Genomic DNA, 14,366 nt, shown 5'->3' on the forward strand with positions numbered 1-14,366 from the left:
TTCGGGCAAGCCGCCGCTGCATGTGTAAAAAAGCTGATACATGATGCATATGCAACACGCATGGCGCCCCTCATGCCAGCAGCTTCAGGTCCAACGCCCGCTCGGCGAACCACACCACCGCCAGCAGCGCGATCAGGGCCGAGCCGCCGGCCAGCACCACGCGCCGGTAGAACCAGCCGTGGCGCAGGGCATAGGCCAGCGGCAGGAACACCAGCACGATCGCCATCTGCCCCAGCTCCACGCCCACGTTGAAACCCACCAGCGACAGCACCAGCGCGCCTTGCGGCAAGCCGAGGTCGGCCAGCACGCTGGCAAAACCGAAGCCGTGGATCAGGCCGAAGCCGAAGGCGACCAATGCGCGCCAGCGGTGCACCAGCGGCCACAGGTTGTTCAGCGCGGCCAGCACCACCGAGGCGGCGATTGCCGACTCGACCAGGCGCGAAGGCAGGCTCAATGCGCCGAGTGCGGCCAGGCTCAAGGTCAGCGAGTGCGCCAGCGTGAAGGCGGTCACGATTTTCAGCACGTCGATCACCGACGCGCGCAAGGTCTCGCGTGCCTGCCATGCGCCCTTGCTGCGCACCAGCACCGCCGGCAGCAGCAGCGACACTAAAAACAGGATGTGGTCGAAGCCGATCCAGATATGCCAGACGCCGTGGCGCACATAGTCGGCGAACTGGCGCCAGCGCGCCGGCGTGGCCACCTGCAGCGCCTGCTGGCGGGCGTCGGGTGCGAAGATGGCGCTGCTGGTGGCCGCGCCATGCGTCAGGCGCAGCAGGCCCTTGTGCTGCGGATCGATGTCGAACAGGAGGTTGTAGTCCACATCCAGTGTGCCGACCGGCGCCGCGCAGGCGCCCTGCAAGCGCAGCACCGCGTACGCGCCATCGGTATGGCTGTCGATCAGGTGCTGGGTGACGCGCAGCGGGCAAGCCTGGCCGCCGTTCGAGAGCTGCAGGCGCGCCAGCGCATAGGCGGCAATCGCCTCGTGCTGAGCGCGCACTTCGTCCCAGGTAATCGCCGCGTCGCCGTTCGCATCCAGGCCGATGGCCATCTCGAGGTCGCGCAGGGCGATGTCCCACTGGCCCTCGATGCGCTCGTTCTGCACCTTCAGGCTGAGGTAACTGTCGCTCGCCTTGTGCGCCTGCGCCGGCAGCGCGTGGCCGAAGAAGAGCGCCAGCAGGATCAGATAGCGGGCCATCATGCCTTGCCCGCCAGGCGCGCGACGAGGGCGGCAAGCGAGGCGTCTTCGATTTTGCTCGATGCCAGCCAGTCCTGTACGAGTCTGCGCGCTTCCGGGTCGCGGCTGGCGTCGGCGGCTTGGGCCAGGATGCGCAGGTCGGCCGGTTCCTTCTGCACCGCCCAGTTCAGCTTGGCCAGGCGCACGGCGGCCATCGCGTCGCCGCGCAGCGCGAGTTCGTAGCGGGCCTGCTCGCGCTGGTGCACGTTGTCGCGCCGGCGCAGGGCGGCATCGAAGCGCGCCGCCAGTTCGCGGCTCGCCTCGGCCGCGCCGGGCGCGCCCGTGGCTTTCAATGCAATGGCGTAGCGCAGCAGCAGTGCGTCGGCCGCGGTCTTGTCCTTCAGGAGCGCGGCTGCTTGCGGCGCCCGGCCCCGGTCGATCAGCAAGTCGGCATAGGCGCCCAGCAGGTAGCTGTCGGCCGGATCGAGTTTGTAGGCTTCGCGGAAATGGGACTCCGCCGCATTCAGGCGGCCCAGGCGCGCGGCCATCTCGCCCAGCAGGGTTTCGACCCAGGCGCGGATCTCCGGGCTGGCGTCCGAACGGGCCGCAAGGCTCTGGCGCAGGCGTTCGTAGCTGGCGTCGGCCTGGCCGCTGACGCTGCCCACGCTCGACAGGCAAGCCTGCACTACCAGTTCGGGAGCGCGCGAATACAGGCGCATGCAGCTGGCGCGCGCGTTGGCGAAGTCGCCCGTGATGGTCTGCACGGTGGCACGCGTGAGCCAGGCCTGGCTGTTGCCGCTGTCGCGTGTCAAGACCGTGTCGAGATCGAGCAGCGCCGCCCCGAACTGGTGGGTGCTCTGGCGCAGCGTGGCGCGCAGCACCAGCACGGCCGAAGGCGGCTGCGGCTGGTTCCACCAGGGGGCGAGGGCCGCCTGGGCATAGCCGAGATAGCGCGGATCGCCATCGCGCCGGCTTTGTTCGATGTAGCGCTGGGCCAGGGTAGTGGCCAGGTCCAGGTCGTGCGGTTTGGCGCTTTGCGCCGCGCGCAGGCCTTGCAGTTCGCGCCGTGCGGGAGCGAGGCCACCGGGCAGGCGTTCGAGCACCTGGGCGCCGCTGGCAGGAATATGGGGCGCCGCGCCTGCGGGAAGCAGGGCGCAGGCGCAGGCAAACAAGACGATGATCTTGCCAAACATGGGTACTCCGAAAAACGCGGGACGGCATGCCGTCCCGCGCTGGTGGATGCCGGTCAGCCGACCGGTTGGGGCTCGGTGTCGTCCGGCTTGGTCTCGGTAACGCCGTCGATCGATTCCGGTTCGTCGTTATCGAGCATGGCGTTCACGCGTGCCATCACATAGGCGAAGAACGAGTCGTTCGCCGCGGGTGGGGCCGGCGTGCCGGCGACGGGCGGCGGTTCCGAGTGGACGGTACTGCTGCTGCCGCCGCAGGCGCTCAGCGCGAGCGCCGAGCACACGGCGGCGACGCGCAGCGAGCGGGAAAGGAGATGGGTGGACATGGCTGCTCCTTCGCTTACTGGTTGCCCGGCAGCGGCGTGTTGAGGTAAGGGAAGGCCGCCTTGAAGCTGTTGGCGTCCTTGCGCACGCCGTCGGTCAGCGACAGGCCGCCGGCCGGTGCGTCGGCAGGTTTGCAGCCGACGCCGAGCGCGTCATTGGCACCGGTCAGCACGCACAGCGCGCCCATCGCCACACGCAGCGAGACGTCGACGATATCGTCGGCTGGACGGCGTCCGTTCGGGAAGCCCGCGTTGTCGCCGGCGGCCACGCCAAGCGGATTTTGCGATGCCTGCGCGGTCGGTGCGATGCTCGTGTTCAGGCGCAGCATCTCCGAGGCGACGACGTTCTTCGGCTGGTTCACGCCCGGAATGCCCTTCAGGAAGGCGGTCACGAGGTCGGTACGCGGGAAGTTGGTGGGCGCCTTGGCCGATGGGAACAGCGACTCGACGACCGCCGGCAGCACCGGGTTGGTCACGTAGTTGGCCCACTGGGCGTCGTCCTTCGGCTTCGAGGTGTTGAAGCGGTCCTTGTCATCCATGCCGATGATGACTTCGTTCACCAGCGGCATGCCGAGGCGCGAGACCTGGGTCCAGGCGCCGCCTTCCTTCACCGCGGTGTTGATGCCCGATGCCGGGTTCGGATTGATCAGGCGTGCCTGGCGCATGCTGGCCGTGGCGTAGGCGCCGATGACCGGCTCGCCGGCGACGACCAGGCAGGATGCCGGCAGTTCCATGGCGATCGCGCTGACGTTCTTGTTTTCCAGGTCGTTCTTGTTGCCGCCCGCTTCAGCGCCGAGCGGGTTCAGGTTGAACAGGTCGAAGATCTTGCCGACCGCGATGTAGAACGGCTCCTTGCGCTGGCCGACGAACACGCGGCCGGTGCCGCAGCCTGGCACGGCGATGTCGAAGATGTGCTGGTTGGCGTAGGTTTCATAGCCGCCGGCGCCGCCGAAGACCTTGTCGCCGATGTTGTCGACGGGCTTGTCGAACTCGGTGGCGCCGTTCGGCGCGGCCAGGCGCGTGCGCGTGCCGCTGCGGCGGTCGCCCTTGACCATGTCGATGGTGTAGGTTTCGCGCACGTTCAGCGAGGCCGGATTCACGCCGCTGATGGTCGACGAATTGATCAGCGGAATCAGGACCTGCTTGCCGCCGATGTTCAGCGCCGTGCGCTTGGAGGTGTTCTTGAAGCGGATCTGGAAGGTGATGTCTTCCTTGGCGTCGCCGTTATTGTCGATGTGAATCTCGTACATCGCGTTCTGGTCGAACTGGTAGAAGTTCGGGCCACCCTGCGGATCCTGGAAAGGCGTGAAGTTGGCGATCATCGTCACATAATCGGCGCGGCCCGGGGCGTAGCTGCGGAACATGTAGAAGTCGGTGCCGTCGACTTTCGGCGCATTCGTCAAAAATGGCGCTTCGCGGTGGCTCGATGCGCTGGCCGGGCTGGACAGCGCCATCAGCGTCGTTGCCGTCAGTACTGCCGCAGTTAATAGGGATTTCTTGTTTTGCAGGTGTCTCATCTCGCTCTCCGGGTAATAGTTTGTAATATTTGTAACAGTGCTAAATTGATGATATTGAGTATTAGGCAAGTCCGTCGCACGATTGTTTGAATACTGGAAATGGTTCACGTGCAAGCGAACCGTATGGACATATACGCAGCGAAAACCTTATCGGATTCAAAATATTTTCTTGCAGTGCGTAACGCGCAAATATGGTATTTTCTCCGCGACATCACTAGCGCGAATGACCATGAACTCGATGAAGGACCTCCCTTGAACCCGGCAGCGGCACACACCGATCCAGCCCAATTGCGCGCCTGGCTGCACGGCGCGGCGCACCGCGACCGCACCGCTTTCCGCGCGCTCTACGACGCCAGTTCGCCACGGCTGTATGGCCTGGCACTGCGCATTCTTGGCCGGCGCGAACTGGCGGAAGAAGTGCTGCAGGAGAGTTTCGCCGCGATCTGGCACCATGCTGGCGACTACGAAACCACGCTGTCGGCACCGATGACCTGGATGACGACGATCGTGCGCAACCGCGCCTTCGACGTCTTGCGCCGTACGCGCCATGAAGGCGTAGCTGACGAGATGGACAGCCACGCGCTGGCGTCGCTCGCCGATCTCTCCGCCACGCCAGCCGATCAGCTGCAGATGAGCAGCGAGGCCAGGGCGCTGGCCGACTGCATGGCCGCGCTCGAGGAAAAGCACCGCGAAGTGGTCGGCATGGCCTTCTTCCACGACCTCTCGCACAGCGACGTCGCCGCAAAACTGACGCTGCCGCTCGGTACCGTGAAAACCTGGATCCGGCGCAGCCTGACGCGCCTGCATGCCTGCCTCAGTGCGCGGGGTGCGGCATGAATCTGCGGAATAACGAACCCCTGCGCGAGCGCCTCGCCGCCGAATACGTGCTGGGCACCTTGCGTGGACGCGCGCGGCGCCGCTTCGAAGGCCTGATGCATGGCGATGCGGCCCTGCGCCGCACTACCCGCGAGTGGAACGAGCGCCTCGGCGCGATGGCCGAATTCGCGCCGCCGGTGGCGCCCGATCGCCAGGTCTGGCGCGCGATCGAAAACCGCCTCGGCCTGCGTCCTGCCGCCCCGGCCTGGCAGTTCTGGCGCCATGGTTCGCTCGGCTTGTGGCGCGGCTTCGGCCTGGCCTCGTCGGCGCTGGCCGCCGTGCTGCTGGCGGCTGTGCTGGTCGAGCGTCCCGACACGGCGCGCACGAGCGACATCGCCAGCCTGACGGACGAACAGGCGCGGCCGGCCCTGGTGGTGACGGCCGACCGCGCGCGCGGTGTGATGACGGTGAAGGTGGTGGCCAGCGTGGCGCTCACTCCGCAGCAGGCGCTGCAGCTGTGGGCGGTGCCGCGCGACGGCAAGCCGCGCTCGCTCGGCGTATTGGGCGCGAGCCGCGAGCTGACGCTGGCGCTGCCGGCCGGTGCGATCGGCGACGACGTGGCCGTGCTGGCGGTCAGTTTGGAGCCGAAGGGCGGCTCGACCAATCCGGATGGGCCGAGCGGCCCGATCCTCTACAAGGGCAGCTGGGCCCACGTGCTGTAATCGGACAGGCGCTGCCGCGACGGCTTGCGGCAGCGCCTTCCATCAGGACGCCTTGCGTACGGCGCGCCTGCGTACACCCGCGAGCATCCCCATCCCGAGCAGCAGCATCGCGATCGACCCCGGCTCCGGCACGTCCGCGGCGTCGACCCCGATGTCGTCGATCACCAGGTCGCCGCTGGCCGCGAAGCGCAGCTCGCTCAAGCCCGTCCACATCGACGGCGTGAACGCGCCCAGCTCGCCCAGGGCCAGCATCAGGTTGCGCTGGCTGCTGTCGCCGAAGATGCCGGTGATGCTCAACGAGGCGCCGCCCAGCGGATCGAGTGCGCCCGCGGCCAGGCTTGAAAAGCTGAACAGGCTGCCGTTATTGGCCATCAGGCTGACCGTGCTGCCGTCGAGCAGGACCAGCGCGCCTGTAAAGGCGCTGCCCAGGCCATCGATGGTGAGGAAGCCGGCTGCGTCGCCGTCGAGCCGGAAGCCGGCTTCGCGGTAGACGGCGCGGCCGCTGTCGTTATCGATCTCGATGAGGGAGGGATTGTCGAAGTTGACGACAGCCGCGCCGGCGACCGGGCTTGCGCCCAGCACCAGTGCCGCTGCCAATGCACCGAATATTTTTTTCATGTCGCTCTCCGGTATCGGGCGCTTACTGCGCGCCCGGCAGTGGCGTGTTCAGGTAAGGGAAGCCGGCCAGGAAGGGCTGGACCGCCTGGTCGACCGCGTCATGCAGTCGGAAGGCAGTGCTGCCCAGGGGCACGGCGGACGGGTTGCAAGCGGCGCCGAAGCCGAGCGCATTGTTGTTCCCGTTGGCCATGCACAGGCCGCCCATGGCCACCACCAGCGAGATGTCGACCACGTCGTCCTTCGGACGGCGCCCGTTCGGATAACCCGCATTGTCGTTGCCGCCGGCGAGGATGTTGCCGACGATGCCGAGGCGGTTTTGCTGGGCGAACGGCACTGCGGCGATCGACGTGTTCAGGCGCAGCATTTCCGATGCGGTGGGGTTGAGCGGACGGTTGACGCCTGCGATGCCAGTCAGGAAGGCGGTCACCAAATCCTGACGCGGCAGGTTTTTCGGTGCGGCGCTTCCCGGCGCCAGTCCCATCGCGATCTCCACCAGTTTCGGCAGCGTCGGGTTAGTGACATAGGTCGCAAACTGGCCGTCGTTCTGCGGCAACGCGCTGTTGAAGCGGTCCTTTTCCGACAGGCCGATAATCACTTCGTTCACCAGCGGCATGCCGAGGCGCGACACCTGCACAAATGCGCCGCCATAGCTGACCGTGGTCTGGTGACCGGATGGAGGATTCGCGTTGACGAGCTGGCTCTGGCGGATGCTGGCCGTGGTCCAGGTGCCGATGACCGGATCGGCGGTGGTGGTCGACAGCAGGCAGCTCTTGTGAACCTCGACGGCCAGCGAGGTGATGTTCTTGTTGGCCAGCGGGTTAGGCGCGGCGTTGATCGCGGCCGGATCGGTGATCACCGACAGTGGCGCGTTGATCAAATCAAACACCGTACCGAGGTTGACGGCAAAGCCTTCGCGCCGCTGTCCGACGAAGACGCGTCCCGGCACCGAGCAGCCGGGAATGGCGACCGGGTGAATGTGCTGGGCGGCGTATGCGGCGTATTGCGGAATGGTCTTGGTGCCGATATTGTCGACCGGCTTGTCGAAGCTCGTCGCGCCGCTGCCCACCCGCGACAACGCTGCCGCCTGCCCGCTGCGGCGGTCGCCACGGATCAGGCTCACCGTGAAGCGTTCGTTGACGTTCAGCGACGGCGAATTCGGGCCCTGCACCTGGCCGGCCTGGGTCAGCGGAATGGGCACGCTCTGGGTACCGATCGGCAGTGCGATCCGGTTGAAGACGTTCTGGAATCGGAACTGGAAGGTCAGGTCCTCTTTCGCATCGCCGTTATTGTCGACGTGGATCTCATAGATGGCATTCGGATCCATCTTGAAATAATTCGGCCCGCCGAACGGATCCTGCAGCGGCTGGTAATTGGCAATCAGGGTGACATAGCCGGAACGCCCTTGCTCATAGCTGTTGAACGCGTAGAGATCGGTACCGTCGACTTTCGGCTGGGTGGTGATGAAGGGCGCTTCCCGGTGGCTCGAGGCCTGGGCGGGAAGGGCGGCGACGAGGGCAAGCAGGGGGCAACTTGCGGCAATCAGTAGTTCGCGGAACTTCGCACGGCGTACGGCTTGGTCGACCATGATGCGTCTCCTTAATGAACTGCAATTATCAAAAAAATCAAATTTTCGTGTTTTGCGCATCTCTTCAAGGCAAGATTTTGAGAAAATTTGCCTAAAATGCGTCTTCCAATGGCGTAGGCATAAAATGTGCCAATGCCCGGCTTGCCTATGAATGAAGCAGCCGGTGACCGAGAAAATGTAAAAATCTGTAAGTTTTATCGACACATTGCATCAGGAAAAAGACGCGGTTGCGCAGGAAATCTAATCTTCCGGCGGGCAATTCGGGAGGGGGGTGTGCCGCGTAGGGCGGGCGCTGCCTGAGTTGATTCTAGTGCGCAGTCTGGTTGTCGCTCGACGACGTTTCCGTAGGCGCAGTCGTGGCGTCCTCGGATCGATGGATGGCATGGAGCGTCGCAAGAATGGTGTCGAGCTTTACCGGTTTGACCAGGTACCGGTCGAAGCCGGCTTCGACCGCACGTGCGGCGGCGTCGGGCGACAAAAAGCCGGTGATTGCCACGATGAGCGCCCTTGCCGTTTCGGGCATGCGGCGCAGTGCCATGCACAGGTCGAATCCGCTCTGGTCGGGCAGGCGAATGGCCGAGAACACGGCATGTGGGCGGAACACGGGTACCCAGGCCAGCGCTTCGGTCCCGGTGGTGACCGTCCTGACTTCATACCCCATCGCGAGAAACAGGGCGGCGAACAGGTCGCGTGTCTCTTCGCTGCGCTCCACCAGGAGAATTCTGAAAGGCTGCTCTCCATGTGTTGTTGGAAGCATTTGAATTACCTTTCGTAAACATCGATCCTCAGTATGCGCCGTATCGACGAAAGCGCAAGGCATTTGTAGCGAGTGCACGCAACGACGGAAAACGTGTCGCACGTACAAATGCTCACAATGTTAACTCACGACACAATGCCAAATCCTGTACGATCGCGGGATGGTGAAAAAAGCCCTGATTGTTGACGATTTGCCTTTCGATGTCGAACTCACGCGCCGCGTCTTGCAAGCCTGCGCCGACGCGCACGAAGTCGTCGTGGTGTCGGACGGCGAAGAAGCCTTGCGCGAATTGAACAAGGCGCATGACTTCGATGTCGTGCTGCTCGACCTGAAGCTGCCCAAAGTCGACGGCTTCGAAGTGCTCAAGGAAATCTCCTCCAAACCCTTCCTGTCCGACCTTCCGGTCATCGTGCTCTCGAGTTCCCGCGACGAAGCGGACCGGGTGCGCACGCGCATGCTCGGCGCCGGCGAATTCGTCGAGAAGGCGATCGATTACGCGGTATTCAAGGCGGACCTGACGCGGGCGCTGACGCAGTACGGGTTCGGGTTCGCCTGATCAGCCGAAGCCGCGCACCGGCAAGTGCGCATCGCGCTGGATCCAGTTGCGCGCCGAGTAGCTGGTGCCCGCATCGGTCGCATGCAGCGTGAACGCATGGCGCGATAGCGGCGAGCGGTTCGGCGCGCTGTAGTGCGGCAGCAGGCCGTGAAAGCAGATCAGCGTGCCGGCCGCGGCTTCGAGCGGCACCGCCGTGCTGTCGTCCGGCCACGGCGTCGCATCGAGCTTTTCCATCGACACCACATCGCCATCGCGCAGGAAGCGTTCGCGCAGCGGCCCGCGCTGCCCGCCCGGCTCGGCCCACAGGCAGCCATTCTCGATGGTCGCGTCTTCGAGCGCGAACCAGAAGGTGGTCACGCTGATCGGGGTGGTGTCGAAGAAGCTCGCGTCCTGGTGCCAGCGCACTTCGCCGCCGATGCCGGGCTGCTTGAAGATATACATCGACTGCCATACCTGCGGCTGCGCCAGGCCCAGATCGCGCGCCACCGCAGCGAGCTTCGGGTCGCGCGTAAAGGCGGCAAATACCGGGTCGAGGTCGTGCATCGCATGGCCGATCTTGTTGATCGACAGCGCCTTCGGCTGGCGCAGCTGGCCGTCCGGCCCGAAGGCTTCCTCTTCGAAGAAGCAGCGCACCGTGTTATCCGAACCGAGGAACCAGGCGTCGCTGGCACGCTCCTGGTCGCGCGTGGTGAAGATGGCGCGCGACTCGTTCGGGTCGAAGGCGTCGACGATGGCCTCGGCGCGGGCGCGCAGCGCGGCGATTTCTTGCGTGTTCTTGAAGCCGGGGAGGACGATGAAGCCGTCGCGTTCGTACTGCAGGCCTTGTTCGGGAGTGAGCATGGGAGCCAGGCGGATGAAAGGGATACGGCGATTGTAGCGCCGAACAAAGTCAGACGGTCCAGGCTCCGTCCGCGTACACCCGCTCCTCGCCCAGGTAGACCGCATCGGTCACCGCGAACACGTCGATGTGATAACGCGCGTCCTTGCGCTTGAAACCCGGCTTCGGATACACGCCGTGCTTGGCGCCGAGCGACAGGTGGATGCCGCACATGCGCTCGTAGGTGCCGATGTCGTCGACCCGGCGCTCGCGCGTGAAGGCGCGGTTCATGCCGAAGCCCAGTTCGCGCACCCAGACTTCGCCTTCGTCCTGGCGGATGTTGTCGAGCACCTGCTGGAATTCCGGCGTCGCGTTTTCGGTGCCGACCACGCGGCCGCGTTCGACGATGATCGTCACCGGCACGGCGGGGTGGTTCGACAGGTAGGAGGTGTCGCCGAACACGTGGATCTGCGCGCGCCCGTGCACCGCTTCCAGGTCGAGCGCCTCGGTAAACACTTCGCCGATCGGGAACTGGCCGCCGACGTTGTTCATGCCGCTGTAGTCGCCCACGTTCAGCTTGGCCGCTTCCAGGGGCGAAGCGAACACCAGTTCTTCGCTGCCGCCGCAGACGCGCGCGTGCGGCGCCGCATCGATGCGCGCTTTCAGGGCGCGGCCGACGCCGCGGAAGTAGGCCGGGTCGTAGGCCAGCGCCGCGATGTAGTGCTCGCCCTGGATGCCCGGCATGCGCGACAGGTGCACGTGCTCGACCACCTTCAGCCCCAGTTTAAAAAGTTCGACCCGGATGCGGAAGGCCTCGAGCCGGAAATTGGTCGACTGCACCAGCACCACCAGGTCGCCGCCCGCCAGCTGGCGGAAACGCGCCAGCACCTCGGCCGGGTCGGTGCCGTCGAAGTCGAGGAAGTCGGCGTCAGGCAGGTTGCGCCGGTAGGCCTCGACCAGGGCCCGTGCCAGACCCGTGCGCTCGTCATAGACCACCAGTGCCCGCTGCGCCGGGCCGTGTTCGATGGCGATCGCGAGCACATTGCGCAGGTGATCGGCGGCGGCGTCGACGGCGTGCGCGGGCAGGTCGGGCGTGGGGGGCAGGGTGGGAACGGTCATGGGGAGTATCGGCGCGGAGGGACTCGTCATTATACGATTCCCCGCCGAATCTTCCTGCCGGGGAGCATTGCGCGCTCCCAACAGTGGCGCCTGGCGCTACCGCCCGAACGGCGCGCCGCTCAGGCCCCGGGGCAGTTATTATTTAGACAGCAATGACCACCCGCGGCACGTGGGTGGCATGCATATCTCGATCAACGCGGAGCACGATGGCAACTCAATGGGAAACGCCGGCCAGCACCTGGCTGGAAGACGACACGAGCGGGCAGTTTGCGCTGCAGGCCACGCAAGGCCTGGGGCCGATCGACTGGCAGGCGCATGCGCGCGGCCGGCTGCCTGACGTCGCCCATCTGCTCGGCGCCTCGCTCCCTGCCAGCTGCGCCTGCGCCGGCATCTATCCGGAAGGTTTCGCCTACTGCCCGACCTGCGGCGCGCCGCTCGAGCGGCTGCAGGGCCGCGTCCGGCACCAGCCCGACTGGTGGGGCGCGCCCAGCGACCAGGCATTGCCGCGCCATGTGCCGCATGGCTTGCCGGTCACCTCGCTGGCGCTGGGCGACCGCCTGGAGGGGCGGCCGGCGGCGCCCAGCGTCAACCGCGCCGAGCTGGCCATGCCGGCGCCGCCGAACGCGCATTGCGAGTTCATCGCCGGCAGCTACGGCTTTCCCGAGCAGCGCCTGCTCGCCCTTGCCCCGGCGCGCGGCGTGCTGCAGTACTGGGATCCGCTGGCCCAGCTGTGGCATGTGATGGGCGCCGAAGAAGCGGGCAGCGAACTGCGCTTTGGCGCCGGCGGCTACAGCTGGCTGCCGGCGGTCAATCCGGCGCGCGGCGAAGTCGGCATCGTGCCGCTCGATACCGGGCTGTCTCGCCTGTGGATCAATCCGGTCAACGAAAGCTACCGCCTCGAACTCCTGTTCGCCGGGCGCCTGGCCTCGAGCCCCGGCGTCATGCGGCGCCAGGTCGGCTGCCTGTACGTCGAGGACGGCGTGCTGCAGCTGCTCGATGCCGATCTCGATTTCGTCAACGGCACCACCTTCGACTGCCCCGATGCACCCACCACCGGCTGGATGCGCCCGATCGGCTACGACAACCGCCTGTTCTGGCTGCATGCGCAGGGCCAGCTGGTCTGGCGTCCGGGCGAAGCGCCGCGCTGGACGCCCTGGCCGCGCGGCTGGAGCCCGAAGCTCGATTTCGGCGGCCCCACGCAAAGCCGCGACGGGCGCCTGTGGCACATCGGGCACGATGGCCAGGCCTATTCCTTCCTCGAACTTGGGGCCGACACGCCGCAGGTCGAACCCATCGACGGCGCGCGCCTGGGCTTTGCCAATTTCCTGTTCCGGCGCGGCCACCCGGTGCTCGATCAACCCTGGTCGGCCGAGCACATCGAAGAGGCGGTGGCCGACGACTCGCTGGTGCTGCCGCTGCTGCGCAGTTTCAATAACAACCGCGCCCAGCCGAGCGGCCTGGTGCTGCGCTTTCACGCCTACACCGGCCGCGCCGAAGAAGCGCTGGCCGGGCGCACGATCGCCAAAACCACGATCGAATGGATCGGCAAGCGCAACGTGATCCTCGACGAAGTCGCGCGCCTGTCGCGACCCCTCGATTGCGTGCCCTTCGTGTATGCCGGCGCGCTGTGGCTGCACCATCCGGACTGGAACATGGTGCGCGGCTGGCGCCTGGAAGCCCTGTCGTGAAGTCGCTCGTCATGCGCAGCTTGTGTGCCCTTGCGCTGCTTGGCGGCGCGGGGTCGAGCTGGGCCACGCCGCACGTGTTCCTGGTCCAGAACTCGGGCTGGATGGAGCCGTTCTACAGCGACCCGTCCTCGCCCTTCAAGCCCCTGGTCACCGAGCTGGCCCTGGCCGTCGCGCAGCCGGGCGACGCGCTGGTGCTGGCCGCCTTTAACCAGTCGCAGCCGAATGCGCCGTCGCCGCGGGCGCTGGTCTCGGCCACGGTCGACAAGGGCACCCGTGCGGCGGTGACGCGTGCTTTGTCGAACCTCGACACGGCCCGCAAACCCGGTGGCGCCCTGGCCGACACCGACCTGGGCGAAGCGGTGGGCGCGGCGATGACGCAGGCCCTTGGCGGCAAGGACGGCATCGTCTGGCTGGTCACGAACAACCGCAACAGCCCGAACAACGACCAGGCCACCGCGACGCGCAACCGCGAGTTCTACCAGCTGATCCACAGCGGCGGCAAGATCCGCACGGCGCTGGCTTTCCCGCTGCGCATGCCCGTCAGCGGCAAGCATTACCGCGCCAATGGCCTGATGGTGTATGCGTTCGCCATCGGCGAGGGCGGGGCGCGTGCGCTCGATGGCTTGCTGGCCTCTGGCGCGGTACGAAACATCATCACCGAGCCGCCGGCGCGCCTGAAGCCGCTCGACCGCAACACCGTGCGCCTGGTGCCGCGCAAGGTCGAAAACGCGCCGGGCGTGACTTTCGCCATGGGCCGGAATGGCGTGCTGCGCGCCGACGTCGCGCCGGACGCTAATTCGCCCACCGCGAAGATCGGGTGGAACCTCGAGAACACGATGTACCCCTACACCATCGTCAGCGCGACGCTCTCCGCGCGCTCCAAGCTCGGCGGGGAGGACCGCGCCGTCAGCCTCGGCAGCACGCGCGTGAATGCGCTGGCGCCGAACAAGCCGCAGCCGCTGGGCTCGACCCTGCAGTTGCCGGTGGCGCAGCTGCCGGGCAAATGGTCGATGGCGGCCTTGAAGTCGGCCGGCTCGGCCTATGTACTGCCGGGGACGATCGAGCTGCACCTGGGCGAGCAGAAGCTGGCCCTGTCGAACGGCTTCCGAGAGCGCATGACCGAGCTGTTCCCGGGCGACCCGCTGCCCGATATTTTCACGCCCCCGGCGCAAGTGCAAAGTTCGCGCGCCGTGCTGCCGATCGAAGTGCGCGTGCATTACGGCAGCGGCCCGCTGTTCGTGGCGGGCGCCGGTCTGCTGGCCCTGCTCGCGGCCGGGCTGGGCGCCGCCTACGGCTGGATGCGGCCGCGCCGCGCCTTGGTGACCGTCGAGGACGAGCAGCGCACCATGCACGCGCGCACCGGCACCGTGCAACCGATTTACGACAAGGCGGGCAATGAAGTGGCCCGCTTGAAGACCACCCTGTTCGGCCACCAGCTGATTGACCTGCGCGAAGGTGCGCAGGTCCGTCTCGGCCGCTGACCCCAA

14 protein-coding genes are annotated in these 14,366 nt (G+C 66.4%); 5 read left to right on the forward strand and 9 right to left on the reverse strand.

The window, feature by feature from the left end:
- Positions 1 to 70: 70 nt before the first annotated feature.
- Genes NMB41_RS04495 through NMB41_RS04510 form a run of 4 tightly spaced genes read right to left on the reverse strand, consistent with a single transcriptional unit; the run spans position 71 to position 4,201 of the window.
- A complete protein-coding gene (locus NMB41_RS04495; RefSeq protein ID WP_494381283.1) occupies positions 71 to 1,198 on the reverse strand; it encodes a HupE/UreJ family protein in 1,128 nt (375 codons plus the stop codon).
- Positions 1,195 to 2,367, reverse strand: a complete 1,173-nt coding sequence (locus NMB41_RS04500; protein WP_494381284.1) for a tetratricopeptide repeat protein — start codon at positions 2,365 to 2,367, stop codon at positions 1,195 to 1,197. Before NMB41_RS04500 ends, NMB41_RS04495 begins: the two co-directional genes overlap by 4 nt.
- A 53-nt stretch (positions 2,368 to 2,420) precedes the next feature.
- Entirely contained in the window at positions 2,421 to 2,687 is a 267-nt protein-coding gene (locus NMB41_RS04505) for a hypothetical protein (protein WP_494381285.1), read from the reverse strand.
- 14 nt (positions 2,688 to 2,701) lie between these two features.
- Positions 2,702 to 4,201, reverse strand: coding sequence for a DUF4331 domain-containing protein (locus NMB41_RS04510; RefSeq protein WP_494381286.1), 1,500 nt, complete (start codon positions 4,199 to 4,201; stop codon positions 2,702 to 2,704).
- A gap of 252 nt (positions 4,202 to 4,453) precedes the next feature.
- Here NMB41_RS04510 and NMB41_RS04515 point away from each other — a divergent pair, with 252 nt between their 5' ends.
- Both NMB41_RS04515 and NMB41_RS04520 read left to right on the forward strand, forming a co-directional pair.
- Positions 4,454 to 5,038 carry a sigma-70 family RNA polymerase sigma factor gene (locus tag NMB41_RS04515; protein ID WP_494381287.1) on the forward strand — a complete coding sequence of 195 codons (585 nt, stop codon included), beginning with the start codon at positions 4,454 to 4,456 and terminating at the stop codon, positions 5,036 to 5,038.
- Entirely contained in the window at positions 5,035 to 5,739 is a 705-nt protein-coding gene (locus tag NMB41_RS04520; RefSeq protein ID WP_494381288.1) for an anti-sigma factor, read from the forward strand. The genes NMB41_RS04515 and NMB41_RS04520 overlap by 4 nt, the downstream gene beginning before the upstream one ends.
- A gap of 42 nt (positions 5,740 to 5,781) precedes the next feature.
- On the opposite strand, the gene NMB41_RS04525 is transcribed toward NMB41_RS04520, so the two are convergent.
- The 3 genes from NMB41_RS04525 to NMB41_RS04535 form a co-directional block, all read right to left on the reverse strand.
- On the reverse strand, positions 5,782 to 6,357 hold the full coding sequence (locus NMB41_RS04525; protein ID WP_494381289.1) for a PEP-CTERM sorting domain-containing protein: 576 nt from the start codon (positions 6,355 to 6,357) through the stop codon (positions 5,782 to 5,784).
- Between the two features lie 22 nt (positions 6,358 to 6,379).
- On the reverse strand, positions 6,380 to 7,942 hold the full coding sequence (locus NMB41_RS04530) for a DUF4331 domain-containing protein (RefSeq protein WP_494381290.1): 1,563 nt from the start codon (positions 7,940 to 7,942) through the stop codon (positions 6,380 to 6,382).
- Between the two features lie 307 nt (positions 7,943 to 8,249).
- Positions 8,250 to 8,699: a response regulator gene (locus tag NMB41_RS04535; RefSeq protein WP_494381291.1), complete on the reverse strand. Its 450-nt coding sequence runs from the start codon at positions 8,697 to 8,699 to the stop codon at positions 8,250 to 8,252.
- 160 nt (positions 8,700 to 8,859) lie between these two features.
- Between NMB41_RS04535 and NMB41_RS04540 the strand changes: the two genes are divergently transcribed.
- Positions 8,860 to 9,255: a response regulator gene (locus NMB41_RS04540; protein ID WP_494381292.1), complete on the forward strand. Its 396-nt coding sequence runs from the start codon at positions 8,860 to 8,862 to the stop codon at positions 9,253 to 9,255.
- Here the strand turns inward: NMB41_RS04540 and NMB41_RS04545 are convergent, their stop codons facing one another.
- Positions 9,256 to 10,095, reverse strand: a complete 840-nt coding sequence (locus NMB41_RS04545; protein ID WP_494381293.1) for a phytanoyl-CoA dioxygenase family protein — start codon at positions 10,093 to 10,095, stop codon at positions 9,256 to 9,258. It abuts the gene before it with no gap.
- Positions 10,096 to 10,144: 49 nt separating this feature from the next.
- Positions 10,145 to 11,191, reverse strand: coding sequence for a hypothetical protein (locus NMB41_RS04550; protein ID WP_494381294.1), 1,047 nt, complete (start codon positions 11,189 to 11,191; stop codon positions 10,145 to 10,147).
- A 206-nt stretch (positions 11,192 to 11,397) separates the two neighbouring features.
- Between NMB41_RS04550 and NMB41_RS04555 the strand changes: the two genes are divergently transcribed.
- Positions 11,398 to 12,879, forward strand: coding sequence for a hypothetical protein (locus NMB41_RS04555; protein ID WP_494381295.1), 1,482 nt, complete (start codon positions 11,398 to 11,400; stop codon positions 12,877 to 12,879).
- Positions 12,876 to 14,360: a hypothetical protein gene (locus NMB41_RS04560; RefSeq protein ID WP_494381296.1), complete on the forward strand. Its 1,485-nt coding sequence runs from the start codon at positions 12,876 to 12,878 to the stop codon at positions 14,358 to 14,360. The genes NMB41_RS04555 and NMB41_RS04560 overlap by 4 nt, the downstream gene beginning before the upstream one ends.
- The last annotated feature ends 6 nt before the right edge of the window (positions 14,361 to 14,366 follow it).

This window comes from Massilia sp. FBCC-B171 (genome assembly GCF_059134155.1).

Excerpts from the sequence above, each read along its gene's own strand:
- NMB41_RS04495 (WP_494381283.1), bottom strand. The coding sequence starts at position 1,198 with ATGATGGCCCGCTATCTGATCCTGCTGGCGCTCTTCTTCGGCCACGCG.
- NMB41_RS04500 (WP_494381284.1), bottom strand. The coding sequence starts at position 2,367 with ATGTTTGGCAAGATCATCGTCTTGTTTGCCTGCGCCTGCGCCCTGCTT.
- NMB41_RS04505 (WP_494381285.1), bottom strand. The coding sequence starts at position 2,687 with ATGTCCACCCATCTCCTTTCCCGCTCGCTGCGCGTCGCCGCCGTGTGC.
- NMB41_RS04510 (WP_494381286.1), bottom strand. The coding sequence starts at position 4,201 with ATGAGACACCTGCAAAACAAGAAATCCCTATTAACTGCGGCAGTACTG.
- NMB41_RS04520 (WP_494381288.1), top strand. The coding sequence starts at position 5,035 with ATGAATCTGCGGAATAACGAACCCCTGCGCGAGCGCCTCGCCGCCGAA.
- NMB41_RS04525 (WP_494381289.1), bottom strand. The coding sequence starts at position 6,357 with ATGAAAAAAATATTCGGTGCATTGGCAGCGGCACTGGTGCTGGGCGCA.
- NMB41_RS04530 (WP_494381290.1), bottom strand. The coding sequence starts at position 7,942 with ATGGTCGACCAAGCCGTACGCCGTGCGAAGTTCCGCGAACTACTGATT.
- NMB41_RS04535 (WP_494381291.1), bottom strand. The coding sequence starts at position 8,699 with ATGCTTCCAACAACACATGGAGAGCAGCCTTTCAGAATTCTCCTGGTG.
- NMB41_RS04540 (WP_494381292.1), top strand. The coding sequence starts at position 8,860 with ATGGTGAAAAAAGCCCTGATTGTTGACGATTTGCCTTTCGATGTCGAA.
- NMB41_RS04545 (WP_494381293.1), bottom strand. The coding sequence starts at position 10,095 with ATGCTCACTCCCGAACAAGGCCTGCAGTACGAACGCGACGGCTTCATC.
- NMB41_RS04550 (WP_494381294.1), bottom strand. The coding sequence starts at position 11,191 with ATGACCGTTCCCACCCTGCCCCCCACGCCCGACCTGCCCGCGCACGCC.
- NMB41_RS04555 (WP_494381295.1), top strand. The coding sequence starts at position 11,398 with ATGGCAACTCAATGGGAAACGCCGGCCAGCACCTGGCTGGAAGACGAC.